This window comes from Methylobacterium sp. B4 (assembly GCF_003201865.1).
Lineage (GTDB): Bacteria > Pseudomonadota > Alphaproteobacteria > Rhizobiales > Beijerinckiaceae > Methylobacterium.
In genome coordinates this window covers 18,528-41,608 of sequence record NZ_QJJJ01000017.1, presented here as the reverse complement: position 1 = coordinate 41,608, position 23,081 = coordinate 18,528, and the positions used below count along the sequence as shown (strand labels likewise).

Sequence of the window (23,081 nt, the reverse complement as noted above, 5' to 3'; positions counted from 1 at the left end):
TCGAACGAAGCGAGACCGGCTCCCTTCAGGGACGGCCGCGCAGGGAGGCGGGCTGGCCCGGCAGCGCGAGGCGGAAGCCCGTATCCCGGATGGCATCACCCTCGATCCGGTACACGCCGAGGCTGCGGTCCGAGTAATTGCCGATATAGACGTAGGTGCCGCTGGGATCGAAGGCGATGCCTTGAACCACGGCCCCGGCCGGTGCCTCGCCGAGGTAACGCAGGTGCCCCTCGGGCCGGATCTCCACCAGCACGGCGGCGCTGCCCGGCGTGTAGGCCGGGCTCGCCTGCGGCGCGGCCGAGCCCTTCACCAGCGCAATGGCCGCGCGGCGCCCGTCGGGGCTGATCGCCAAGGTCTCGGCGGTGTCGCCGACCTCGAGACGATCGAGCACCACCGGTCGCGCCGTCCCGGCCCGGATCAGCGCAACGGTGTCGCCCCGGCCGTCGCTCGGCGCGGAGCCGCTGTTGCCGGCGACGGCGAAGGCGCCGTCCGGCGTCACCTCCAAGCCGTAGGTGCCGGGCCCGACCGGCATGTCGAGGGCGGGGTCGTGGCGCCACTGCCCGTCGGCGTAGAGGAGCACGCCGACCGTGCCGGCCTTGTTCTTGGCGACGTAGGCACGCCGCCCGTCCGGTGCGATGGCCACCGCAGCGGCCTCGGCCCCGACATCGACCTCGGCCAACACCCGCACGCTCCGGTCTCGGATCGCCAGGACCGAGACGCTACGCCCCTCGCGGTTGGCCACCAGCGCGATGTCGCCGGCCCTGGCGATCGCGAGACCGGATGGCTGCCGGCCGACGCGGATCGTCTCGATCAGGACGGGCGGCTCGGACGCGAGATCGACGACGTGCAGGCGGTCATCCGCCTGCGCCCACCAGTTCTCGCCCTCCTGGCGCATGGTCACGGGGCTGGTGACGAGGCCGAGGCGGCCGTCCGGCGTGATCTGCAGATTGGTCGGCGGCCCGTAGACGGAGGTGTCGAGCCTCAAGACGTGGGCGAGGCGCGGTCGGGCCGGGTCCGAGAGATCGACGACGGCGAGCCCGTCGCTGCCGTTCGGCCCGTTCACCGAGCCCTCGGGCCGGAAGAAGGTTTTACCGTCGAGGCCGACGATGAGGGAGGGACGCTCCGCCGCCCGACTTTCACAAGCCGTCAGCAGGGCGAGCGCGAGGAAGCCGACGCTCCAGCGAGCATTGATCCGCATGTATCCCTCGATCGGTCGCGCACCGATCGGTTGGGCAGATCCCATCGGCGAAGATTTGAACATCCGGGTACCAGGCCCAACACAGTGTCGGCCATGAGCCTTCGACCATGCGAGCCGACAGTCCAGAGATAGCGCGGCGTGCGCGCTTCGAACCAGCGGAAATCCGGACCGTGCGCGACCGCTTGTCCGGGTGAGTGCCACCCACGAAAAAGGCCAGCCCTTCGGCCGGCCTCTCGGTGATCGCGCGTTGCGGCGTCTTATTCGGCCGCGGTCATCTCCGGAGTGAAGTGCCCGCACCAATCGGTCGAGCCGACCACCGGCCAGAGACCATGCGCATCGGGACCGGGCTGATTCACGGGCGGGTTGAAGCGGCACAGGCCCTCGTCGTTCTGCGCTGCCGCGCCGTTGACTTTGTGCTCGTCGAAGAACTTGCAGCTCTCGCACTTGGCATTCGCCATGGGGATGCTCCTGAACTGGTTGGCGGCTGCGCCGCTCTGTTGCGAATTAGAACAGATCCAATTTGCGGGTTCAACGATTGGGCTACGGTGGAGTTCCCTCATCCGCGACGCACTCGCTTGGGAGCTTGCTTACGGGCGTCTACCGCGCGCTGGATCGCGCGGCCCGCACCGAGGATCGCAACTTTCTTCTCGTCTAAAGGGATGGGTAGGGGCCAAGGAAAAGGTCACCGAGTGCCCGACGGCGCAGGTAGGTCATCCGGCGCCGTCGCAGGTGCTCAGGCCGGTCGTGCAGCAGGTGGCAGCGCTGGCACCAAGCCGCGAGATCGCGGCCTCCGTTGAGGCTGGTGTCGTGCTTGCGATGACAGGTCGCCAGGATCGGCAGGGTCAGTCGCGCCGTGCGCAGATCGGGACCGTTGCGCACCCGCTTGCCGCTGCCGGTGCGCCAGAGGCCGTCCCTCGCATCGAAGACGGCCTTCAGAAGCTGCGGCATCAGCCGGCCGCGATCGTCACGCCACAGGCTGGCTTCCGCATCGTACCACGCTCCTCCATCGACGCAGGCGATGACGCGCCCGTGGGGGCGGCCACACGCCTCACAGCGTCCGGCCGCGCGGCCGAAGCGGATCGCCGCGGAAAGCTGGGGCCAATCGATTGGGTAGAAGTGACGGTGTTCGGGGCGGATCGGCACGGTCCGGCCACGCTAGCACGGCGGCAGGAACAAGGAATCCCCCCAGCATCCACTCCCCGCAAAATTCGGCCGCTGAGGCGCAGCGCCGATCCGGCTGGCACAGTGATCCGCTTCCTCCCCACGCTCTCCGGCCGGGCCCGCAGGCTAGTGCCAGCCCCTCCCGCATCAGGATCGCTCCGATCTCGGCCGCCGGCATCGGCGGCGACAGGGCCCTCCCCTGCCCGGCCGACGAGGTGAGACTGCTGCTCCGTCGCGAGCCTTCGTGCACGTCGCCTCGCAGGCCAGTCAGGTCGCTGACTGGCCCCCGGTCGACGCACTGATTCTCGGCGGCAATCTCGGCGCCGGCATCCCGTCCCGGACTTTGCCCGTGCGGCTGATTGAGCCCAACGAGAGGTTGCCTACTCTCCTGGCAAACATTGGCAAAAACAGACACTTAGGCTGGACGCTTCGGCAACGCTTGTACCACCGTCCTTGCCATCGTCGAGGCAGAATTCATCCGTCGCTAGGAAGCAAATCACTCGCTAATTAATACTTTAAGCCGCAGAAGCTGAATGCGGTAGACAGCAATGATCAGTCGTCACTAGAAGCAGGCCAATGCGTCGTGGCAGCGGCTTTTCGCGCTTCAGTCGCAAGAGTGTCGAGGATGGCATTCGCCCTCTGGGTGATGGTCGATCCTGCAGCAGCCGGACTGCCCGCCTCGAACGGTGGCTTGGGCGCATATTCGGCGACGAGCTGTGCCGTTCGTGCATAATCCTCGTCGCGCAGGCGGGCAGCGAGTGCCAGCGCAAAGTCGAGCCCTGCCGAGACGCCGGCGGCGGTCACCCGGTTGCCGTCGAAGACGACCCGATTATCAACCGGGATCGCCCCGAGGAGCGGCAGGACGGTGTCACGCACACACCAGTGCGAGGTCGCGCGATAGCCCCTCAAGAGTCCGGCCGCTCCGAGGATCAGTGATCCGGTACAGACGCTCGTCACCCAGCGCGCCCGGCTGGCCCGATCCCGCAGAAAGGCCAGCGTGGCGGCGTCAAGCATTTGAGCGGCTGTGCCATCGCCGCCCGGCACGAAAAGCACATCTAGATCGGTAGGACAGTCGGCGAAGCTCGTCGTGGCAATCAGGCTGAGGCCGGTGTCACTTGGGATTGGTCCGACCGTCTGAGCGACGAGGTCGAGGGTGTCAGGAGCGAGTCCTGCCAGCAGACCTTGTGGGCCGACCACATCAAGAGCCGTCATACCGGGATAGAGCAGCATGGCGATGCGAACTGGCGGCGCCGTCACGATCGGCCTGGATGCGTCAAGCGCCTGTGACGATCGAGCCGCCAGGAGTGCCGCAGCGGCGACCGCAGCTGCTCCGATCTCACGCCGGTTCGCCATAGCTGTCGGTCCCCAAGTTACGGTTTTCCTGTCCGAATAGCGCCAACAGCAGACCTCAAGTCATGCTCTGAGAGCCGCCTCTCAAGTGCCATTCCTGCCGGCCCTCATCGCAGGTGGCTCACTGGCTACGTGCCCCATGAGTGTCACTGTGATCGCCGGACTTGATGAACTTGCACTTGCCCTGAAAAGACCAAGGTCCCCGCACGCCGAACTTGATGCAGAAGGCATCGACCGCACGGGTGACCCCGGGGAACCTGCCGCCGAGGCTGTCGTAGTCGTCGGCGATGAACAATCCGCCGGGCCGCAGCACGGGCCACCATGCCCGGAGGTCGGCGGCGACCGAGGCTTCTTCGTGCCCAGCATCGAGGTGGATCACGTCGGCGGTGACGCCGCGCTGGCGCATCAGCGCGGCGGCGTTCACCGAATCGAGCGGCAGTGGGATCACCCGCTCGGCCTGCCCCTCGCGCAGGACGTTGGCCAGGAAGGTGCGGTAGAGGCTCGGGAACCCGTGCTCGGTGGCGAGTTCCGAGAACAGGCTTGCGTCCGCCCAGTGATCGACGGCGCCTAGCCAGGTATCGACGGCGATGACGGTGCCGGCCACATCGCGCTCGGCCATGGCGCTGGCGAGATGAAGCGCACTCGCGCCCTTCCACGTACCGATCTCCACGACCACACTCGGGCGGAACTGCTCCACTGCCTCGTCGAGATAAGGGTGCTGGCTGCGCCAACCCTGGAGGTCGAGGGGGCGCAACGTCTCGGGCAGTTCGGCGAAGGGGTCGCGGCCGTGCCACAGGGCGGCGATGAGGTCCTGACGGGTCATTTTTCTCGACTATAGTGGTTGCGGGGCAGGCATGGGGCTCAGCCGGCGCGGGCCTGCGCGTAGAGCGCCTCGCAGTGGTCGAGCCACCGCTCGCGGGTGAACAGGCGCAGGACGCGCGCCCGCGGCACCGCGCGCGGGATCGCCAGCGCCGCGCCGACCGCCTCCGCGAGGGCCGCCGCGTCTCCGCAGGACACGAGGCATCCGGCCTCGCCGACGACTTCCTCGGCCGCGCCCATGGCGAACCCGGCCACCGGCAGGCCGCAGGCCATCGCCTCGACGGCGACGAGCCCGAACGGCTCGTCCCAGCACGGCGTGAAAAGGAAGACGGAGGCGCGGCCGAGTTCGTGAGCGAGCGCCGCGCCGTCGCAATGGCCGCCGTAGCGGATCGGGCCGCCGAGACCTGGGGCGACCTCGGCCTGCCAGTAATCCGGCTCCTCGATCGGGCCGAACAGGGTCAGCGGCAGGCCGACCCGCCGGGCCGCCGCGATGGCGTGGTGCGGGCCCTTCACCCGCGCGATCCGCCCGCACCAGACGGCGCTGCCGTCGCCCGTCTCGCGGAACGGCCACGCGGCGGGGTCGATGCCGTTGTGGAGTAACGCCACCTCGGGCGGCACGCCGTCCGGCCACCAGCCGCGCGCGTGGGCCTGCGAGGTCGCGGTGATGTGGTGGCTGGGGCGCAAGCTGTCGTGCACGAACCAGCGCAGCGCATCGTAGGCCGGCACGTGCAGCGAGGTCACCGTCGGGACGCAAGCCGTGCGGCGACGCTCCAGCGGCAGGCGGCTCAGGCTATTGTTGTGCAGCATGTCGAAGCCACCCGCAGCAATGCGGTCGAGGGCTGCCGTATAGCCGGCATTGACATGGGCCTTCAGCCCCGCGTCGCCGCGATGCTCCATTCCCGGAAAGCTTGCCTCGTGATGCACCGGGATCACCGGGTCGAGGGTGAAGCGCCGGTCGCTGTCGCCGGCGGCAAACAGCGTGACGGCGTGGCCGCGCGCCGTCAGCCCATCCGCGAGGTGCCATGTATAGGCCTCCAGCCCGCCGGCGAAGGGCGGGGCGATCGGGTGGCGCAGGTGGGCGAGGAGGGCGATCCTCACGCCGGCTCGGCCTCAGCCTCGCGGGCCCGCGCCTCGAGAGCGCGGATGACCGAGGCCGAATTTGTGTAGGGCTGGTGGCTCTGCTGGCCGGTGAGCGCGAGGTCGGCGGCGTCGGGCCAGCGCAGGATGCGGATCGGCCGGTCGGGCGTGTCGTCGATCAGACCCATCACCTTGAAGGCGTAGAGCCAGTGGCCCATCGTGCGGTAGCCCCACTTGGCCTCGAACAATTCGGCGTTGCGCACCACGCTGTCGAGGTGGTGGATCGGCGGCATGTGGTGCGGGTGGTACTGGTGATAGGCGAGCGCCCCCTTCATCCAGGCGATCGGGATACCGCGCCGGTCGATCATCTTGCCGAAATCAGTGTCCTCGCCGCCGTAGCCCGTGTAGCGCTCGTCGAAACCGCCGACCGCCTCGAACGTCGCCCGTAAAATTGCGAAGTTGAGCGACCAGAAGCAGCGGTAGTCGTTGCAGATCTCGATGCCGGAGGCCGGCGGCCCGCGCCGGTCGGAATGCTTCTCGGCGACCCGCGCGAGGTCGGGAAAGTCCCACGCGCCGAGCGTCGCATGCTCGGGCAGATGCAGCACCTCGCCCATCAGCAGGCCGTCGAGCTCCGACAGGCCTTGCGCATATTCCGCCACGAAGCCGGGTGTGGGAATGCAATCCACGTCGAGGAAGGCGATCCCATCGCCGGAGGAGGCCGCGACGCCGCGGTTGCGCGCGGCGGCGAGCGGCAGTTCGGTGCCGGGTACGAGAAGCTGGCGCACCGGGAAGCCGACCTCGGGCAGGTCGTAGGGCGCGTCCTGCATCACCGCGACGACGAACTCGGCGGGCTTTTGCGTTTGGCGCTCCAGCCCGCGCAGGACGTTGCGCAGGTGCGCAGGCCGCCCCTTGGCCAGTGTGACGACGGAAACGGTGGGCATGCGGGCTCCGGCGATAGCGGGGACGGTTCGTTCAGTTTGTCGCGACAACGCGCAGGGGGGCGGGCGCATCCTGGGCGGGCGCGTCCAGCCACAGCTCGTCGGTTAGCCCTTCGAGCCAGCCGGCGGCACGCGCCGCCGCATCCGGGGCGTAGAGGCCGCGCAGGATGCCGCTGTCGAGGCCGCGGGCGCGGGCCAGCAGATCGCGCCAGCCCTGGAGGTCGCCGGGCCAGTGCGGGGCCTGGACCGCGGCCCCGAGACGCACCAGCGCCTCGGCCTTGCGGGTCTGCTCACCGAAATAGCGCCATTCGGGCATGACGACCAGGCGCCCGCCGACGCGCGCGACCTCGTGCACGGTGTTGTCGCCCGCGGACGCCACCACGATGTCGGCGGCCGCGAGGTAATCGGTCACGGACGGCACCCAGCCGAGTTCGCGGAGATTCGAAAAGTCGGTCTCGTGGCCCTCGCGGTGGGTCGGCCCTAGCGTCAGCCACAGGGCGTCGGGCGCGGCGCGGGCCGCCACCGTCAGCGGCGCGTAGGGCGTGCCGCTGCCGCCGCCTCCGGTCACCGCGACGACGATCTCGCGGTCCGGATTGAGGCCGAGCCGAGCGCGCGCCTCGGCCCGCTCGGGTACGCGATCGACGCTGGTGCACAGCCCGCCGCTGTAGAACGTCTTTTGCCGCAGATGCGCCGGGTAGTCGTCCTGCTCCAGCCGCTCGTCGAAGGGGGCGAGCATGCCGACGCAGGCCTCGTAGGCGCCGATATGGCCGATGTCGCCCCGGTCGCCGTGCATGCGGATCTGTACCGCGGGAACGCTGGCGATGCGGGCGAGCAGCGCGATCTCGGCAGAGACGTCGACCACGAACAGCCCGACCTCGCGGGCATCGAGATGGTCGAGGATCGCCCGCATGGTCCGGCGCATCTCGGACAGGCCCAGCGGCACGCAATGCATCACCGGGGGCGTCGGCTCGGCGTAGAGGCGCGGCGTCGGCACCGCGGCGCCGATCATGTTGGGCAGCGTCACGAGCTCGATGTCGCGGGAGAATCCGTCGAACAGGTGCGGGCCGGCGGTCAGCACCGAGACCGGGCGGTCGCGGGCGAATTCGGCGGCCACCGCTATGGTGCGGTGGGCGTGGCCGCGGCCCTGGTGGTGGACGAAGAACGCGATGGGTTTCTTCATGGTCTCGCCGTCGTCAGGAAAAGAGGGCGTCGGGCCGCAGGGCGGCGGCGATCTCGGGCGGTTCGGGATGGCGCAGCAGCCGGATCGCCGGGGCGGCCTCGTCCCAGGCGATGAGGCCGGCGGCGGAAAACTGTCCGAGCCAATAGGTCATGCACCAGCGCCCGTGCCGTGCGTGGAAGCGGGCTGCGTTGGCTAGGATCGCGGAGAAGTGCTGGAGCGGGGGGACGTGGACCGGGTGGTGCTGGTGGTAGGCCCGCGCGCCCGCGACCCAGAAGGTCGGCAGCCCCGATTCTGCGAGCCGGGCGGCCAGATCGGTCTCCTCGCCGCCGTAGCCGACGTAACCCTCGTCCATGCCGCCGACTGCCCGCCACGCTTCTCGTGGCAGGGCGAAGGACAGGCCCCAGAGCTGGCCGGCATCGGACTCACGCCGCAGCCCTGCCTCGGGCACCGGGGGCCGGGCCGGATGGACGCGGCCGAGCCGGTCGAGCGCCGCCGGGTCGGTGACGCCGGGCGGCAGGTAGAGGACTTCGCCGAGGAACAGGCCGCGTTCAGTTCGGGCTGCATCGGCATAGGCGGCGACCAGGGTCGGCGACGGGATGCAGTCCACGTCGAGAAAAACCAAAAGATCGCCGGACGCCGCCTCGGCGGCCCGGTTGCGCGCGGCGGCGAGCGGCATCGGCTCGCCGGGCACGTGGAGATGGCGCACGGGGAAGCCGGGATCGGGTAGGTTGAGCGCGCGCTCCGGCTGCATCCAGGCGATCACAAGTTCGCATGGGGCTACGCTCTGGCGGGCGAGGCCGCGCATCAGGTGGCGCAGGCGGTCGGCCCGGCCGCGGACCAGGGTGAGCACGCTCACCGGGACGTCGGAGCCGGTCACGCGGTGGTGGCCGGCGCCGCATAGGCCACCGCCCGGCGGAAATGCAGCACGCCCTCGATGATGCCGCGGGCATGCGAGGCGCGGGCGACGTAGGAATGCGCGAGCGCCGCGTGGCTGGCTAGCCCGTCGGAGTAGTTGGCGACGATGATCGCCTGGGCGCGATCACGCAGCATCTCGACGTCGTTGCCGGAATCGCCGGCCACGAACACCGCCCGCTCGGGCAGACCGTAGAGGCTGCGGACGTGATCGACCGCCGAGCCTTTTGACGCCGTAGCGGGCAGCACGTCGAGGTAGCGGCCGTGGCTGTGGATCACGTTCGCGGTGAGGCCCGCCGCGCGCAGGCGCTCGCGCACCTGCTGCGCGGTCTCCCCGTCGCCGAAGAAGCTGAGCTTGTGCGACCGCTGCTCCAGCGGCCCCTGCGGCACGAGCCCGTCGAGCCGACCGAGCGCCGCGTCGATCCCTTCCCGGTCCCAGCCAGACGAGACCGCCGCGCGCCACGCGGCGTCGGCCGTGTAGGTCACGCCGGTGGCGTCGAGATGGTAGATCTCCGAGCCGACCGAGGTGATCATCACCTGCGGGCGCGGGCTGTCCTGCTGCTCCAACACCGCCATGGCGCTGTGGAACGAGCGGCCGGTGGCGACCCCGAAGGCGAGCCCGGTCTGCCGGCTGCGCCAGCGCCGGAAGGTCGCGAGCGCGGACGAGCAGCCGACCAGGGTGTTGTCGATGTCGCAGATCAGGAGCTGGCGCGGGCTGCACAGCGGCGGCTCGCGGGCGAGCAGGGCGGCGAGCAGGGCGTGGTAGCGCGCGGCGTGCCGGTCCCAGTCGTAGGCGGCCGCCGCCCGCGCCCCGCCCGCGACGCAGGCCGCGCGGAAGGCTTCGTCGGTGAGGATGTGCAGGCAGGCCGCCGCGATCGAGGCGGGCGCGCGGGGATCGACGAGCAGGCCGTTGCCGCAGGTCTCGACGATGTCGTTCGGGCCGCCGCTGTCGGTGGCGACCAGTGGCAGGCCGGCGGCGGAGGCTTCGAGCAGGGTCAGGCCGAACGGCTCGTTGAGGGCCGGGTTGACGAACAGCCCGCCCCGCTCGCGGGCATAGGCGTAGATCGCCGGCACGTCGTCGGGGCGGTGCGTCTTGGGGTAGGCCACCCGCCCGTAGAGATCGTAGCGGTCGATCAGGACGAGGAGGTCGCGCATGGTCGCGGCCATGTCGCCGTCGAGCGCGTCGATGTCCTCGCGCGTGCCCGCGACGATCACGAGGTTGGCGTGGGCCTGTAGCTCCGGGCTCTCGCCGTACGCCCGCACCAGCGCCGCGAGGTTCTTGCGCGCCACCGGCCGGGCGAGCGCGAGCAGAGCCGGCTTGCCCGGATCGCTCAGGAAACGGTCGATCGCGGCGTCGACCCGCGGATGCGGGCGGCTCGTGGCGAAGCGGGCGAGGTCGCTGCCCGGCGGCAGGACGCGCACCCGGCCGGGATCGTAGGCGTCGTAGCCGCCGTACTGCACCTCGGCCTCGTCGCGCGAGGAGGCGACCACGAGGGCGGCACGCGTCAGCGCCGCCTCCTCGGTGGCGATCCGGCGCGCCAGATCGGGGCGGAGCGCGGCCTCGCCGAGCATCGCCGCCTTCACCCGGCCGAGGGAATGGGCCGTGAACACGAACGGGATGCCGAGCCTGTCCTCCACGATTGCCGCCACCGCGGCGGCCTCCGCGTAATGCGCGTGGACGATGTCAGGGCGGTGCGGCTGGCGCCCGATCCAGGCAACGAGGTTTTCGGCGTAGCTCTCGACCTCGCCGTGCATCTCCTCCTTCGAGCGGTAGCCCGGCGACGCGCTGGCGAGCCGCAACAGCGCGACCTTGTCGGCGATCCGCTCTTCGGGCACGGCGTAATCGGGGCCCGGCGCCCCGTGGAACAGGCGCGTGGCCACCACGATCCGCGTGACGGCCTCATCCCGCGCCGAGGCGCCGACCAGATCGAGCAGGTAGCGGATATGGCCGCCGGTATCGGCTGTTAGTCCGTAGACGACGTCGCTGCCGCGCAGGCAGCCCTGGAGGGCGACGTGTAGGACGAACATAGGAAGGTCTATGGACCGGATCGTCCTGCAGGGGTCACATCATATGTAGGTGGAATTATTGCTGCGCGTTGCCCAGGTCGCTCCGAATATCTTTCCTGTTCCGCCGCGACATCACGGCGGCACTGAGCGGATCGTCCACGATCTGTCCGTTGCCTTACAAAAGCTCGGCGTCGATGTGACGCTGTTCGCTTCCTGCGACAGCGTGACCCCCCTCCCCCGCGTCGGGGATCATCCCAGTCTGGCTGGCCTGGAGCACCGGTTCGGCCGGGTCGCGCCGGGCGTGCCCGCGGCCCTCGACGCCCTGCAGCTGGAGGCCCTGCGCCTGCGGCTCGACGCGTTCGACATCGTCCATGCCCACGGCGAGTTCGCTCATGCGCCCCTGCTCGGGGCACGTCGGCGCCACAGCCTCACCACGGTGCATTGGCGCGTGGACGAACTCGACCGTGCGCTGTTCTTCGCCGGCTTTCCCGACCTGCCGGTGGCGGCGATCTCGGCCGCGCAGGAGGCCGGCATCCCGCGGGCCAACCGGGCGGGCGTCGTCCATCACGGCCTCGCGGGGGACCGCTACGCGCTGTCCTGCGAAGCGGGCGCGCACGTCGCCTTCGTCGGCCGGATGACCGACCAGAAGCGGCCGGACGTGGCGATCCGCGTCGCCCGCGCCGCCGGGCTCCCGATCCGGCTCGGCGGCACGATCGATGTCGGCAACCCGGATTATTTCGAGCGCAGGGTGCGCCCACTGCTGGGATCCGACGCCACCTATCTCGGCCCCGTGGACGATCGCGCGAAGAGCGACCTGCTCGGCGGGGCCCGCGCGCTGCTGTTCCCGATCGACTGGCCCGAACCCTTCGGCCTCGTGATGATCGAGGCGATGGCCCACGGCACCCCGGTGATCGCCTGGAACAGCGGCTCGGTGCCCGAGATCGTCGAGGACGGGGTGACGGGCTTCGTCGTCGCCTCGGAGGACGAGGCAATCGCGGCGCTGGCCCGGATCGACGGGCTCGACCGCTCGCAGGTGCGTCGCCGCTTCGAGGCGCGCTTCACGTCCGAGCGCATGGCCCGCGACTACCTTGCGATCTACCAGCGTCTTCTCGCCGCCTGATGCGCGTCGCGCTGCTCGCCTGGGATTACCCGCCGGCCCCGAGCGGTCTCTCGACCGCGGCCCGCGAGATCGCCGAAAGCCTCGTCGAGGCCGGCGCCGACGTGACCGTCTTCACCCTCGACCGCACCGGCCGGGCGCGGGCCGGCGGCGTCACGGTCGAAGGCCTTGCGCTGCCGCCCGGTGGCGGGCTGGCGCGCCTGCGCCTGTGGGGGGCGCTCGGGCATCTCGCGGCGCCCGCAGCCTTCCGCCGGGCGGTCCTGGCCGCCCATGCGCAGGCGCCCTTCGACGTGGTCGAGGCAACGAACTGGTACGCGCCCGCCGTGCTGCTCGCCGGCCGGCGCGACCTGCCGCTCGTGACGCGAAGCTCGACGCCCGCCGCCTTCACCCGCGGGGGCGAGGCGAGCCTGCGCGACCGCCTCGACGGCCGCGCCGCCGACGCGCTGGAGCGGCGACAGGCCAGGGGCAGCGCCGGTCTCATCGCCAACACCGCCGCGCACGAGGCGGTGATCGTGCAGGCCTATCACCTCACCGGACGGCAGCCCTCCGCCGTGATTGGCCTCAGCCTGCCGCCGGAGATTGCTCGAAGTGCCCGCGCCGCCGCCTACCCGGACACGGACACGCCTCTGCACCTGCTCTTCGTCGGCAGGGCGGAATTGCGAAAAGGCTTCGACGCGATCCTGGCCGCGGTCGCGATCCTGGCCGAGGAGCAGGCGCGGGGCGCGCTGCCGCCGTTCCGGCTCGACCTCGTCGGCGTATCGCCGGACGACCTGCCGGCGGACCTGTCCGAGGCCGCGCGTCAGCGCATCCGCGCCCGCGGCCGGATCGACGCGGCGGCTTTGGCGCAGGCCTATGCCGAGGCTCACGCCGTGCTGGCCCCCTCGCGCTACGAGAGCTTCGGCCTCGTGTATCAGGAGGCCATGGCCTACGGCCGGCCGGTGGTCGCCTGCGCCGAGGATGCGAGCGCCCGCGTCTTCGTCGGCGCGCCCGGAGCGGGACCGCTTGCGGACGCTGCCACCGGTCCGGCGCTGGCCGACGCCCTGCGCCCGCTTCTCGTCGATCCCGCCCTGCGCCGCGCCTACAGCGCCCGCGCGTTGGCGGCGGCCGGGCGCTTCGACCGGGCGAGGCTCGGGCGGGAGACCCTGGCGCTGTATGAGGCAGCGAGAAGGAGATGATCGTCTTTGCTGAACCGCCAGGCTTTGCCCTGGACCCACCAAAGGTCTCGACCTTTGGGATCCGACACCTTCAGTCGCGGTAGGGACGGAGCAAGGCCTCCGTTTCCTCCAGGCGGCCTCGGCCGGGATCGATGGCCTCGTAGCGGCGCGACCGGGCCTCGACATGGGCACGGCTCAGATGATGCTCGATCGCGCCATGGAGCGTGATGAAACTCTCGCGCCAGCCGCCCGCCGGTTGCGGCCGTTCGTGCACCCGGCCGGCATAGGCCACGTCGCGGTGGTTGAGCCGGTACTGCACGTCCGGGAAGATGTCGGCGAGGATGCCGTCGACGCGATTGCGCCGTGCTAGCCCGATCGAGCGGACCGCGCCGGCCTCGGCCATCGCCGCCAGCGCGGGCAGCACCCGGCCCGCAGCGGGCGCGAGGCTCTCGTCGGCATCGAGCTGCAGCATCCACGGGTACCGGGCGAGCCGCTGCAGCGCGTTGCGCTGCGCGGCGAAGTCGCCCGAGAGCGGCCGGGCCGCCACCCGCACCGCACCCTCGGCGAACCCCGCGACCGCCACCGCCCGCGGCGGGGCCGCCGCGGCATCGAGCAGGATCGCCACGTCGTCGCTCCAACCCGCCTGCGCCGACAGACCGGCCAGCACCCCGTCGAGTTCGAACGGGCGGCACAGCAGGCCGAGGGAGACGGGCGGCGTCCCCGCACGGTCGAAGTCGTACAACGCGGCCCGCGCGGCCCGCTCCGCATGCGGATGCAGCAGAGCCGCCCGATCCGCCGCGTCGAGCGGGCGGATGCCGCGGCCTTGCCCAGTCGCGGCGATGCGCAGCGTGTAGAGGTCGAGCCCGTAGGGCGCTTGTTCGTCGGACGCGAAGGTCTCCCCGGCCAGCGCGTCCCTGAGATGCGCGCGGCAGCTGGCGGCGTCCGCTTGCCCGTCGAGCAGGACGCCGCAGGAACCGCAGGCGAGCGCGAAGGCGCGCCGACGCCCGTCCGAAAAGGTCAGGTGCCGCTCGCTCGGGCTCAGCATGTCGGCCGCGCAGACGAAGCACCGGCGCATGGTCGTCACGTCGAACGGTGTCCCCTGCGGCGCCGCGTGCATCCGGATGCATCGAACCGGCGCCCGACCTTGGCGGTTCCCCGCACGATCTCACCGAGCCCCCGACACCCGTGCCCCCCGACATCCCTTTCGTCCGATCGGAACCGGCCAATGCCGCGGCGACCGCGTCGCTGGCCGTCGTCGGCAACGCACCGGGGACCGGCGCGGCGGCAATCGATGCGGCGGAGTACGTCGTGCGCTTCAACAATGCCGCGGGTTTCGGTGCCGCCACCGGCTCCCGCGTCACGCATCTCGCCCTGGTCAACCGCGGCGGCCAGATGCGCGAATGGCTGGAGGATCGGCATTTCCTGAGGCGCCCGGTGGTCCGGGCGTCGCGGGCCTTCATCCTGCCCTTCCCGATGCTGCCGGACGAGCACAACCGCCCCGAGCCGATCTGCTGGACCCGCGAGGCCCTGGCCCTGCTACGCCCGACGGGCCGCCCGGTCCACATCCTGCCGGAGACGCTGCATGAGCGGGCGCGCATCCTGCTCGCGCCCCGCACGCAAAGCCGTCCGAACCCGAGCACCGGCTTCCTTGTGACGCTGGCGCTCCTGCGCGCGCGCTCGCACGGGGCCGCCCCGATCCAGGCCTACGGCTTCGGCTTCGACGGCTGGCCCGGCCACCCCTGGGCGGCCGAGCGCGCGTGGTTCGCGGAACAAGAAGCGGCCGGACGCCTGCACCTCCACCCCCTCGAAAGTGCCTCATGCCCACGTTGATCACGGTGCTGAAGGGCGGCGGTCGCTACGACGTGACGTGGGTCGAACGGCTCGCCCTCGGCGTGCGCCGCCACGCGTCGGCCTTCACGCGCATCCTCTGCCTTACCGATCTTCCGCTCACTGTTCCGGGCGTCGAGCGCGTGCCCCTGCGCCACGATTGGCCGGCCTGGTGGGCGAAGATGGAGGCGTTCCGCCCCGGCCTCACGGACGGCACAACGCTGCTGTGCGATCTCGACACCGTCTTCACCGGCCCCGCCGACGCCTTGGCCGCCCCCATGGCCGAGCCCGGCCTCGCGGCGATGGAGGACTACTTCCACAAGGGCCGCCTCTCCAGCGCCCTGCTGCGCTGGAACGGCGATGCCCTCGCCGGGCTTTACGCCCGCTTCGCGGCCGAGCCCGAGGGCTGGATGTCGGCGGGCTCCTGCGGCCCGGTGCCGAACGCCGTGCACGGCGATCAGGTGGTGATCGACCACCTGCTCCGCCGCGACGGCCTGCGCCCTCGCTTCTTCCAGACCATCGCGCCGGGCTTGCTCGATTTCTACGATCCCCGGCGCGACGCCCACGGCCCGGTCGTGATCTTCATCGGTGAATCCAAGCCCGACACCGCCCGTGGATCGGTCTACGCGGCCTGGACTGACACCTAACGCCGGCGGGTCAGGCCTCGGCTCGCAAGCTCTTGATGAATCGTCGGGCGATCTCACGCACCGCCTCGTCGTCGCGCGCCGTGCCCTCCGATCGATCCCAGAGATGAGGCAGGCTGGCTTCGAGTTCGTCCAGCATTTCGGGATGGCGGCCGGCGAGATGGCGCAGGGCGCCGAACAGGATGTGCTCGACCGCCAGCTCGCGGCGGCGCGCAGCAACCACCTCGGCGGTGTCGAAGGAAGCTGCGGTCGGCTCGGATGCGCTCATGCGCGATCAACCTGTGGATCTCGCTCGGGTTCGCAGGCGCCGATGCCGCAGCCGCTCCGGAGCGAGCCCAGAATCGGCGCGTCCCCTCACCATGGCACCGTCTCCCCGCCATGGTCGAGGTAGACGCAGCCGCGCTGGCCGAGGCGGGATTCCAGAACGGCGACCATGCCGCGCACGCTGGTCTCGACGTCGAGGGTGGCGCGCCGTCCGCCGAGATCGGTGCGCACCCAGCCCGGATGCATGAGCACGACGCCCCAATCCGCTCCCTTGTGCTGGCTGGCGAAGGAGCGCGCGAGGGTGTTGAGCGCCGCCTTGCTCGCCCGGTAGCTGCTCCAGCCGCCGCCGCGGTTCAGCGAGACCGAGCCGAGCTTCGAGGTCATCAGCACGATCAGCCCGCCCGGCGCCACCCGGCGATGGAACGCCTCGGCGAAGCGGATCGGGCTCACGGCGTTGGTCTGGAACACCGCGCCGACGACCTCCCGCGGCAGGAGGGAGGCGGGCGTGCCGGCCTGCGTGGCGATGCCGGCCACGACGAAGACGAGGTCGAAATCCGGCGCCTGCGCCAGCCGCGCGCGGAGATCGGCGACCGCTCCATCGTCGTCGATGTCGATGCCGGCCTCGATCCGCAGGGGACCGGCGGCGGCGAGGTCGGCCAGTGCCGGCGAGGGCCGCCGCACCGTGGCGGTGACGTCCCAGCCGCGGGCCAGGAACCGCGCCGCCAGCCCGAGACCGAGCCCGCGCGAGGCCCCGACGATCAGTGAGCGGCGCCTCACGAGATCTGCGCCTCCGGCCCGAAGCCGAGCTGCGCGGCAAACCGGTTCCAGGTCTCGACCCGCACCTGACCGCCGGTGGCGCGGCGGTGCCCCTGTGCGAATTGATCGTCCGGCCCGAGCGGCGGTGCGTGCTCCTCCAGGAAGCCGATCAGGTCCGGGACGCCGAGACTGCGCGCCGCGAAGTGGACGTAGCCGGCACGGAAACCCGCATTGGCGCCGATCACCACCTGTCGCCGCAGGCGGTGCGTCCACGATTGCGCGACGAGTGGATGGATTTGGCAGGGCGAGTCGCAGCGGATCAGGGCGACCGGACCGGCAAAGAGCGGTGGAACGGCGCGGGCGACCGCGAGCGCCGCCTTCACCTCCGCCCGGGCGGCGTGCAGCGCCGCCGCGTCCGGATCCGTGCCGGCGACGATGTCACGGGGCCCGTCCGCCCGCAGCAGCATCCGCAGTGCCGGCCCAGCATCGCCCGAGGCCGAGCGGCGCGGCGCGTTGACGAGGCTGACCGCCTCGCGCAGCGCCTTGGCGGTGTGCGCCTTGCGCAGCGGGCCCATAGTCTCGGGGAAGTCGGCGCTCGCCGCCCGCTCGCCGAGATCGCCGACGAGGCCGATGCCGGCGAGCCATGCGATGTCGTCCGCCGCCCCGAGCGCTGTGGCGCAGGCGTGAGCCAGCAGGCTGGAGGTCGGGATCGGCACGTCGGCATGGCCGCTGATCACGGTAGCCTCGGAGGCTTCGGGCCAGGAGCGCGGCACGTGGTGATCGACGAGCACCGTCGGCACGCCCGGCAGGATGGTGCCGGCCTGTACGCCGATATCGGCCACGACGAGGCCCGCGGGGGCGAGCGCGGCGAGTTCGTCGCGGATCGCCGGTGACCACGCCGATTCGCCGCGCCCGATCACCCGAACCGCCCCGGGTTCATGGCCGGCCCGGGCCAGCGCCCGCCACAGGAGGGCACCCGCCGACAGCCCGTCGGCATCGTCGTGACAGAGGATGACGGGGGCGCCCGGACCGAAGCCGGAGACGGCTTCAGTGAAGGCGGCCCCATGCGCGGCGAGCGTGCTCACGCGAGACCGCCCCGGACGACCCGGCTCACGCCTCCTCCGCCTTGCGCCGCCCGCGGCCGTGCTGATCCTTGGTCAGGGACGCGTTCTCGGCGGCGGCCAGCTTCTCGGCCTTGCCGGCGGTGGCCGACGACGTGCCGGTCTCGGGCGAGCCGTCGGTGTCGGCGGTGGAGGCTGCGGGCTTCGGATGCCCCTTGCCCTCGGTCGGAGATGGGGCCGGGCCGCCTTCGGTGACGTCCGGATGGCCGGCCCCAGCCTTGGCGCTGCCGGCGGCCTGCACCTCTTCGGCCTTCTGGGCCTTGGCGGATCGGCTGTAGCTGGTCTCAGACATGCGATGTGCCTCCGACGATGACGTTGTCGATATCGGGCGGCAACCGGCGCCCCTGCGGCTGGGTTGCGGCGCCACTTGACGCATGGAGGCTCCGCCGCGGCCTGCGCCGCGCCGTATCTATCCCGTCGGACGAGAGCGGCCGGTGTCGAAGGGCGAGGCTCGGCAGGGCGCTTCCGTCGCAGCGAAGGGTGGGAAACAGCCGTATTTCACCTGGGTTGGCCGCCGGATCGCAAAAATATTCGGAGCGACGACAGCATGGCCACGACCGACATCGGCACGATCTACGCGGGTGCTCTTCGCAATACGCGCGCCCTTGAGAAGCAGGGCCTTGAGCAGATGGAGCGTCAGCTCTCCGGCCTCGAACGCTACCCTGACTACGCGGCCGTCCTGCGCCGCCATGTCGAGACCACGAAAGTGCAGATCGATCGCCTCGACACGGCGCTGGAGGCGATCGGTGAGAGCCGCTCGACGCTCAAAGAAACCGTCACGAGCGTGGCCGGCTCCATCGGCGCGGCTGTCCACGCCACCGCGCAGGACGAGACGCTGAAGAACCTCTACGCGGGCTACGCCTACCAGTACGATCAGGTCGCCGCCTATCGCTCGCTCGCGGTGATCGCCGAGCGGGCTGGCAAGACCGATCAGATCGCCTTCTTCCGTGCCGCGGTCGATGAGGAGACGAAGGCCGCAGAGGAGATCGCCGCGCTGATCGAGCCGGTCACCAAGACCTATCTTGACCTGACGCTTAGCGGAGCGAAGGCCGACAGCTGACGACCGCTCCCGGGGGGCGGCCCGCCGCGGGCCGCCCCTTCAGTTTGAGGCCGCACGCCGAGAGCGCAGACCATGGACGATCCCGCCCCATCGCCGTCACTGTCGAGACCTGTCCAGATCACCACGAGCGCTCCCGCTGGCATCTGACTGATGACGACGGTGTCTCCATCCGGGCATCTCCGGAGTCCTGGGTTTCGCCGGAAGTCACGGGCCCGGCTGGCGATGCCGCACTCCGGGTTTTCGGGGCAGCCCAGCTCGGTTGAGGCAAGTTTGGCATTTACCGGTCGCACCGGGATCTTTTGGACCGACAAACCAAGACTCTGGGAGATCGGCCCAACGCGACCGTACTCGACATCAATCTCGGCGCAGTGTTCGCGCTCAAGCTCGCGGAGACGCTGAAGGAATGGGTACCCCTTTCGACTTCACCACGGGATACGAAGGGGAGGTCATTCCAGCGGAAGTCGACGGCGCCGCGCGTTTGCAGAAGCCGATTGCATTCCAGCAGATCGTCGCCGCTGTGTCGAAGTTGTTGCCCACCGCCGTGTAGTCCGAAACCGGACGCTCCGAGGGTCCCGATTGGGTCAGGAGTTCGCGCTCAACTGGTTCGGCTGTGCGCCATAAGCAGGCTTCAACGCACCGCCAGAAACCGGACATTCAATGGCAGGTAGGCTACCTTTTGGTGTCGTCGCAGAATTGAACGGGGTTACGGAGGCAAATATCCACTTACTTTGAGCTCACCGGCAGCGAGGGGGTTTCGGTCAACGGCGAAGTTTCTGCGGCAGGCTGCTGCCTATCGGTATGCCGCTGCCTGCAGCTCGAACAGCTCGGCGTAGCGACCGCCGTTGCAGACCAGCTCCTCATGCGTACCGGCCTCCTGCACCTGGCCGTTTCCGAGCACGACGATGCGGTTGGCGCGGCGCACGCTTGAGAAGCGATGCGAGATGAGGAGCGCAGTGCGCCCGAGCGCGAGAGCGCGGAGGCGGTCGAACACCTCTGCCTCCGCGCGGGCGTCGAGCGCCGCGGTCGGCTCGTCCAGGACCAGCACCTCGGACTCGCGCATGTAGGCGCGGGCGATGGCGAGCTTCTGCCACTCGCCCCCGGACAGGTCGACCCCGTCCTCGAAGCGCCGGCCCAGCCGCTGGCCGTAGCCCGCCGGCAGCCGCGCCACCACGGTGTCGGCGAGCGCGCAGCCCGCCGCGCCTTCGATGCGGACCGTATCCGTCAGCGCCGTGATGCGCCCGACCGCGATGTTCTCGCCCGCCGTGAGATCGAAGCGGACGAAGTCCTGGAAGATCACGCCGATGCGCGTGCGCAGGACGTCGGGGTCGTAGTCGCGCAGGTCCCGCCCATCGAGTAGGATGCGCCCCTCGGTCGGGTCGTAGAGCCGCGCCAGCAGCTTGACGATCGTGGTCTTGCCGCTGCCATTCTCGCCCACCAGCGCCAGGACCTCGCCGGCTCGAATCGTGAGCGAGAGATCACGCACTGCCCAACGCTCGGCACCGGGATAGCGGTAACCTACCGCCTCGAACACGAAGCCGTCGCGGATCGGCGTCGGGAACGGGGCGGGATGCTCAGGTGTGTTGAGCCGCGGCGCGAGTGCGAGGAACCCAAACAGGTCGTCGAGGTACTGCGCCTGACCGGAGAGCTGGGACAGGCCGAGAAGCAAGCCCTCGACGAGGCCGCGCAGGCGCAGAAAGGCGCCGCTCAGGAAGGTGAGGTCGCCGAGGGTGAGCGTGCCGGTGGCCGTCCGCAGCGCGATCACGAGGTAGGCGAGGTAGTAGGCAAGCGTGCCGAGGCTGGCGAACAGCCCGCCCGCCACCGCCCGGCGCCGCGCGAGATGGGTGTTCTCGCGCAGCGCCCGGTCGGCGAGCAGACGAAAGCGTTCGGCGAGGTAACCACTCAGGCCGAACAGCTTGATCTCCTTGGCGCTCTCGGCACCGGCTCCGAGCTGGCGCATGTAGTCGCCCTCGCGCCGGTCCGGCGAGCGCTGGTAGGCGAGGCGGTAGCCCTGGCGGTTGAAGTGGAGTTCGTTCAGGAAGGCCGGGATCAAGGCGAGTACGAGCAGGACGACGAGCCAGGGCAGGAACGCGACCACGGTCAGAACCAGTGAGAGGGCTGTGAGCCCATCCTGAAGTTGGCCGAGCAGCTGGCCCATCGGGTTGGCGCGCCATGCGACCTGACGCCGGGCACGCTCCAGCCCGTCCTGCACCGCGGGGTCCTCGAACTGGGCGAGATCGAGGGTGGCGGCGTGTGCCATCAGCCGGAGCGTGGTGGCGTTGCCGGTCATCTCGGCCAGCACGCCGTCGACAAGGCTAGTCGCGCGCCCGAGCAGGTCTGAGGCGAGCGCCAGCGCGAGTTCAGCCCCGATCAGCAGGCCGACCCGGCGCAGCAGCGGAGTGGCAAGCCAGTCCGACACACTCGCCGACGGGGCGGCACCGGCTTGCCCGGCCACGACCGTGTCGACGACGAGCTTGGCGACATAGAGCATCAGGGCAGGGATGGCCACGCGGGCAAGGCGCAAACCGATACTGGCGAGCGTCAGGGTGCGGCTCGTCGCCCAGGCGAGGCGGAACAAGGCCGGGAGGTGCCGGAATGGACCGATTCGTGCCGCGGCTGCGCTGCGAAGCCGGGCGGTGGATGATGGAAACAAACGCACTGCGCGCCGCTCGGCGTTCCCTGTTGTGTCGAAGGACAACGAACACGTCTCGTACGGGATTGCCACGCGTTCCGGGGCGGTGACGACACGCGACACGATGGCGCCCGCGATCCGGCGGCTGCCCGCTCTCGACGGCGTCGACCGTCCCCGTGCGGGCCGATCTCCGCAGCCTCACTGGATCGGCACTGAAGCTGCGGCATCAGGCTCGGCGCGCCACCGCGAACCAGGTCGGCCGCGCATCTGTTGGCGCACCATCATCGGCTGCTTCAACGGTAGGTTCTGAGCGTGTCTGCAACCCGGATCTCCTCGCCCGAACTGCCCGAGCTGCCAGCCGAGGCGTTCACGAAACACGACTCCACGCCCGATTCGCGCTTCTACAGGGTGCCGCGCTTCGTCACGCATATCGATGAGCCGGCCATCGCCGCGGTGACGCGCCTGTACGACGAACTCCTCCCCTCGGGCGGTATCATCCTCGACATGATGTCGAGTTGGGTCAGCCACCTTCCCCCGGAGAAAGCTTTCGCGGCGGTGATCGGCCATGGCTTGAACCAGCGCGAACTCGACGCCAACCCACGGCTGACACGAGGCTTCGTGCAGGATCTGAATGCCAACCCGCATCTCCCTATCGAGAGCGCGAGCGTCGACGCGGCGCTGATCTGTGTGTCGGTGCAATACCTCCAGCAACCGGTGACGGTGCTGGCCGAGGTTGTGCGCGTGCTCCGCCCCGGATCGCCGGTCATCGTCAGCTTCTCGAACCGCTGCTTCCCGACCAAGGCCGTCGCGATCTGGACTGCTCTCGACGCGACGGGGCACGCGCAGCTCCTCGATCTGTATCTGCGACGCGCAGGTTTTGCGCGAACCGAAACACGGGTCCTGATCCCGGATGGTGGCCCGAGCGATCCGATGACGGCTGCGGTCGGCTGGCGCGCACCGGAATAACGGGCCATTCGGCTCGGGAACGATCAAACACGCATCACGCCATCGCGACCGGGGTTCACCTGTCCGTCGCCGCAGCGGCTCGGAACAGCTGCGACCTACTTTGGTTTCCCACCCCTACGGCTCCTGGCACCCCGAGGTGATCGTGCGTGACCGCATGCCCATGTCGCGTCGACTTATACTTCAGTCCGGAGGTGTCGCTGCCGCCTGCATCACGTTCGGGATCGAGGGAGCCGCAGGGTTGGAGACAAACGCCGGCAAGCCCACCGACGCTCCGACGGGCCGTCGAACGAAGAGCCTCGATACCGAATACTTCAAGGGCATGTACGCCACCGAGGCCGATCCCTGGCGCTTCGCCACGAGCCCGTACGAGCGGGACAAGTACACGGCGACGCTCGCGGCCCTGCCGCGACCCCACTACACGTCCGCCCTCGAAGTGGGCTGCTCAATCGGGGTATTCACCCACCAGCTCTGCCCCCGCTGCGACGCGCTGCTCGGGCTCGATGTGGTGCCGTCCGTGTTGGACGCCGCACGCGAACGGTGCGCCGATTGCCCGAACGCACAGTTCCAACTGGCTGCGGTCCCAGGCACTTGGCCGGAAGGGCAGTTCGATCTGATCCTGATCTCCGAGGTGGCGTACTATCTCGACCGCGCCGATCTCGCGCGCCTCGTTGCGCGCGTCAGAGGTGCGATCCTGCCCGAGGCCGATATCGTGCTGGTTCACTGGCTCGGCGTCACCCACTACCCGCTCTCGGGCGACGATGCCGCCGAGGGCTTCATCGAAGGCGCCCGTGATTTCGCGCGGGTGTTCAAGCAATCGCGAACGGCCGAGTATCGACTCGACGTGCTGCGCGCGACCAAGGCTTAGGCCTACGATATCCTGCGACAGTACTTATCTAAAACT

Annotated in this window: 24 protein-coding genes; 8 read left to right on the top strand and 16 right to left on the bottom strand. The window is 70.3% G+C overall.

The genetic code is table 11. From position 1 onward, the window contains the following. Positions 1-25: 25 nt before the first annotated feature. From BY998_RS17990 to BY998_RS17945, 10 genes are all read right to left on the bottom strand, one after another. Entirely contained in the window at positions 26-1,198 is a 1,173-nt protein-coding gene (locus tag BY998_RS17990) for a YncE family protein (protein WP_245421641.1), read from the bottom strand. Between the two features lie 257 nt (positions 1,199-1,455). After that, complete coding sequence (locus tag BY998_RS17985; RefSeq protein ID WP_110352975.1) at positions 1,456-1,656, bottom strand: hypothetical protein; 201 nt, start codon at positions 1,654-1,656, stop codon at positions 1,456-1,458. 193 nt (positions 1,657-1,849) lie between these two features. Beyond that, on the bottom strand, positions 1,850-2,341 hold the full coding sequence (locus tag BY998_RS17980; protein WP_110352974.1) for a hypothetical protein: 492 nt from the start codon (positions 2,339-2,341) through the stop codon (positions 1,850-1,852). A 570-nt stretch (positions 2,342-2,911) separates the two neighbouring features. Beyond that, positions 2,912-3,712, bottom strand: a complete 801-nt coding sequence (locus BY998_RS17975) for a DJ-1/PfpI family protein (protein ID WP_181425556.1) — start codon at positions 3,710-3,712, stop codon at positions 2,912-2,914. A 118-nt stretch (positions 3,713-3,830) separates the two neighbouring features. Beyond that, complete coding sequence (locus BY998_RS17970) at positions 3,831-4,532, bottom strand: class I SAM-dependent methyltransferase (RefSeq protein WP_110352972.1); 702 nt, start codon at positions 4,530-4,532, stop codon at positions 3,831-3,833. A gap of 38 nt (positions 4,533-4,570) precedes the next feature. Next, positions 4,571-5,626: a glycosyltransferase gene (locus tag BY998_RS17965; protein WP_110352971.1), complete on the bottom strand. Its 1,056-nt coding sequence runs from the start codon at positions 5,624-5,626 to the stop codon at positions 4,571-4,573. Continuing rightward, complete coding sequence (locus tag BY998_RS17960; RefSeq protein WP_110352970.1) at positions 5,623-6,546, bottom strand: galactosyltransferase-related protein; 924 nt, start codon at positions 6,544-6,546, stop codon at positions 5,623-5,625. Before BY998_RS17960 ends, BY998_RS17965 begins: the two co-directional genes overlap by 4 nt. A gap of 31 nt (positions 6,547-6,577) precedes the next feature. Further along, positions 6,578-7,723 carry a glycosyltransferase gene (locus BY998_RS17955; protein ID WP_110352969.1) on the bottom strand — a complete coding sequence of 382 codons (1,146 nt, stop codon included), beginning with the start codon at positions 7,721-7,723 and terminating at the stop codon, positions 6,578-6,580. Positions 7,724-7,736: 13 nt separating this feature from the next. After that, on the bottom strand, positions 7,737-8,600 hold the full coding sequence (locus BY998_RS17950; RefSeq protein ID WP_245421640.1) for a galactosyltransferase-related protein: 864 nt from the start codon (positions 8,598-8,600) through the stop codon (positions 7,737-7,739). After that, positions 8,597-10,663 (bottom strand): HAD-IIB family hydrolase, encoded by a 2,067-nt coding sequence (locus tag BY998_RS17945; RefSeq protein ID WP_110352968.1) that lies wholly within the window; start codon positions 10,661-10,663, stop codon positions 8,597-8,599. The genes BY998_RS17950 and BY998_RS17945 overlap by 4 nt, the downstream gene beginning before the upstream one ends. A gap of 58 nt (positions 10,664-10,721) precedes the next feature. On the opposite strand from BY998_RS17945, the gene BY998_RS17940 reads away from it, so the two are divergent. Beyond that, complete coding sequence (locus BY998_RS17940) at positions 10,722-11,762, top strand: glycosyltransferase family 4 protein (RefSeq protein ID WP_110352967.1); 1,041 nt, start codon at positions 10,722-10,724, stop codon at positions 11,760-11,762. Then, on the top strand, positions 11,762-12,934 hold the full coding sequence (locus BY998_RS17935; RefSeq protein WP_110352966.1) for a glycosyltransferase family 4 protein: 1,173 nt from the start codon (positions 11,762-11,764) through the stop codon (positions 12,932-12,934). The genes BY998_RS17940 and BY998_RS17935 overlap by 1 nt, the downstream gene beginning before the upstream one ends. A gap of 70 nt (positions 12,935-13,004) precedes the next feature. Here the strand turns inward: BY998_RS17935 and BY998_RS17930 are convergent, their stop codons facing one another. Further along, entirely contained in the window at positions 13,005-14,030 is a 1,026-nt protein-coding gene (locus BY998_RS17930; RefSeq protein ID WP_245421638.1) for a hypothetical protein, read from the bottom strand. 68 nt (positions 14,031-14,098) lie between these two features. Between BY998_RS17930 and BY998_RS17925 the strand changes: the two genes are divergently transcribed. Beyond that, positions 14,099-14,743 (top strand): hypothetical protein, encoded by a 645-nt coding sequence (locus tag BY998_RS17925; RefSeq protein WP_110352965.1) that lies wholly within the window; start codon positions 14,099-14,101, stop codon positions 14,741-14,743. After that, on the top strand, positions 14,731-15,387 hold the full coding sequence (locus BY998_RS17920) for a hypothetical protein (RefSeq protein WP_110352964.1): 657 nt from the start codon (positions 14,731-14,733) through the stop codon (positions 15,385-15,387). The genes BY998_RS17925 and BY998_RS17920 overlap by 13 nt, the downstream gene beginning before the upstream one ends. Before the next feature lie 10 nt (positions 15,388-15,397). Here BY998_RS17920 and BY998_RS17915 read toward each other — a convergent pair whose 3' ends face one another. The 4 genes from BY998_RS17915 to BY998_RS17900 all read right to left on the bottom strand — a co-directional run bounded on the left by BY998_RS17915 (position 15,398) and on the right by BY998_RS17900 (position 17,817). Further along, complete coding sequence (locus BY998_RS17915) at positions 15,398-15,652, bottom strand: hypothetical protein (protein ID WP_181425555.1); 255 nt, start codon at positions 15,650-15,652, stop codon at positions 15,398-15,400. A gap of 86 nt (positions 15,653-15,738) precedes the next feature. Beyond that, the gene (locus BY998_RS17910; RefSeq protein ID WP_245421637.1) at positions 15,739-16,425 is read right to left on the bottom strand and encodes an SDR family NAD(P)-dependent oxidoreductase; all 687 of its coding nucleotides are present in this window, start codon (positions 16,423-16,425) and stop codon (positions 15,739-15,741) included. Further along, a complete protein-coding gene (locus tag BY998_RS17905; protein WP_110352963.1) occupies positions 16,422-17,489 on the bottom strand; it encodes a phosphoesterase in 1,068 nt (355 codons plus the stop codon). The genes BY998_RS17910 and BY998_RS17905 overlap by 4 nt, the downstream gene beginning before the upstream one ends. Positions 17,490-17,514: 25 nt before the next feature. Continuing rightward, positions 17,515-17,817: a hypothetical protein gene (locus BY998_RS17900; RefSeq protein ID WP_110352962.1), complete on the bottom strand. Its 303-nt coding sequence runs from the start codon at positions 17,815-17,817 to the stop codon at positions 17,515-17,517. Positions 17,818-18,072: 255 nt separating this feature from the next. Here BY998_RS17900 and BY998_RS17895 point away from each other — a divergent pair, with 255 nt between their 5' ends. Continuing rightward, complete coding sequence (locus BY998_RS17895; RefSeq protein ID WP_110352961.1) at positions 18,073-18,585, top strand: DUF892 family protein; 513 nt, start codon at positions 18,073-18,075, stop codon at positions 18,583-18,585. A 403-nt stretch (positions 18,586-18,988) separates the two neighbouring features. Continuing rightward, positions 18,989-19,132, top strand: coding sequence for a hypothetical protein (locus BY998_RS24465; protein ID WP_181425554.1), 144 nt, complete (start codon positions 18,989-18,991; stop codon positions 19,130-19,132). Between the two features lie 243 nt (positions 19,133-19,375). Here BY998_RS24465 and BY998_RS17890 read toward each other — a convergent pair whose 3' ends face one another. Next, positions 19,376-21,160 carry an ABC transporter ATP-binding protein gene (locus tag BY998_RS17890; RefSeq protein WP_348629226.1) on the bottom strand — a complete coding sequence of 595 codons (1,785 nt, stop codon included), beginning with the start codon at positions 21,158-21,160 and terminating at the stop codon, positions 19,376-19,378. Between the two features lie 366 nt (positions 21,161-21,526). On the opposite strand from BY998_RS17890, the gene BY998_RS17885 reads away from it, so the two are divergent. Next, entirely contained in the window at positions 21,527-22,180 is a 654-nt protein-coding gene (locus tag BY998_RS17885) for a methyltransferase domain-containing protein (RefSeq protein WP_110352959.1), read from the top strand. Positions 22,181-22,322: 142 nt separating this feature from the next. Beyond that, positions 22,323-23,045: an SAM-dependent methyltransferase gene (locus BY998_RS17880; protein WP_245421636.1), complete on the top strand. Its 723-nt coding sequence runs from the start codon at positions 22,323-22,325 to the stop codon at positions 23,043-23,045. The last annotated feature ends 36 nt before the right edge of the window (positions 23,046-23,081 follow it).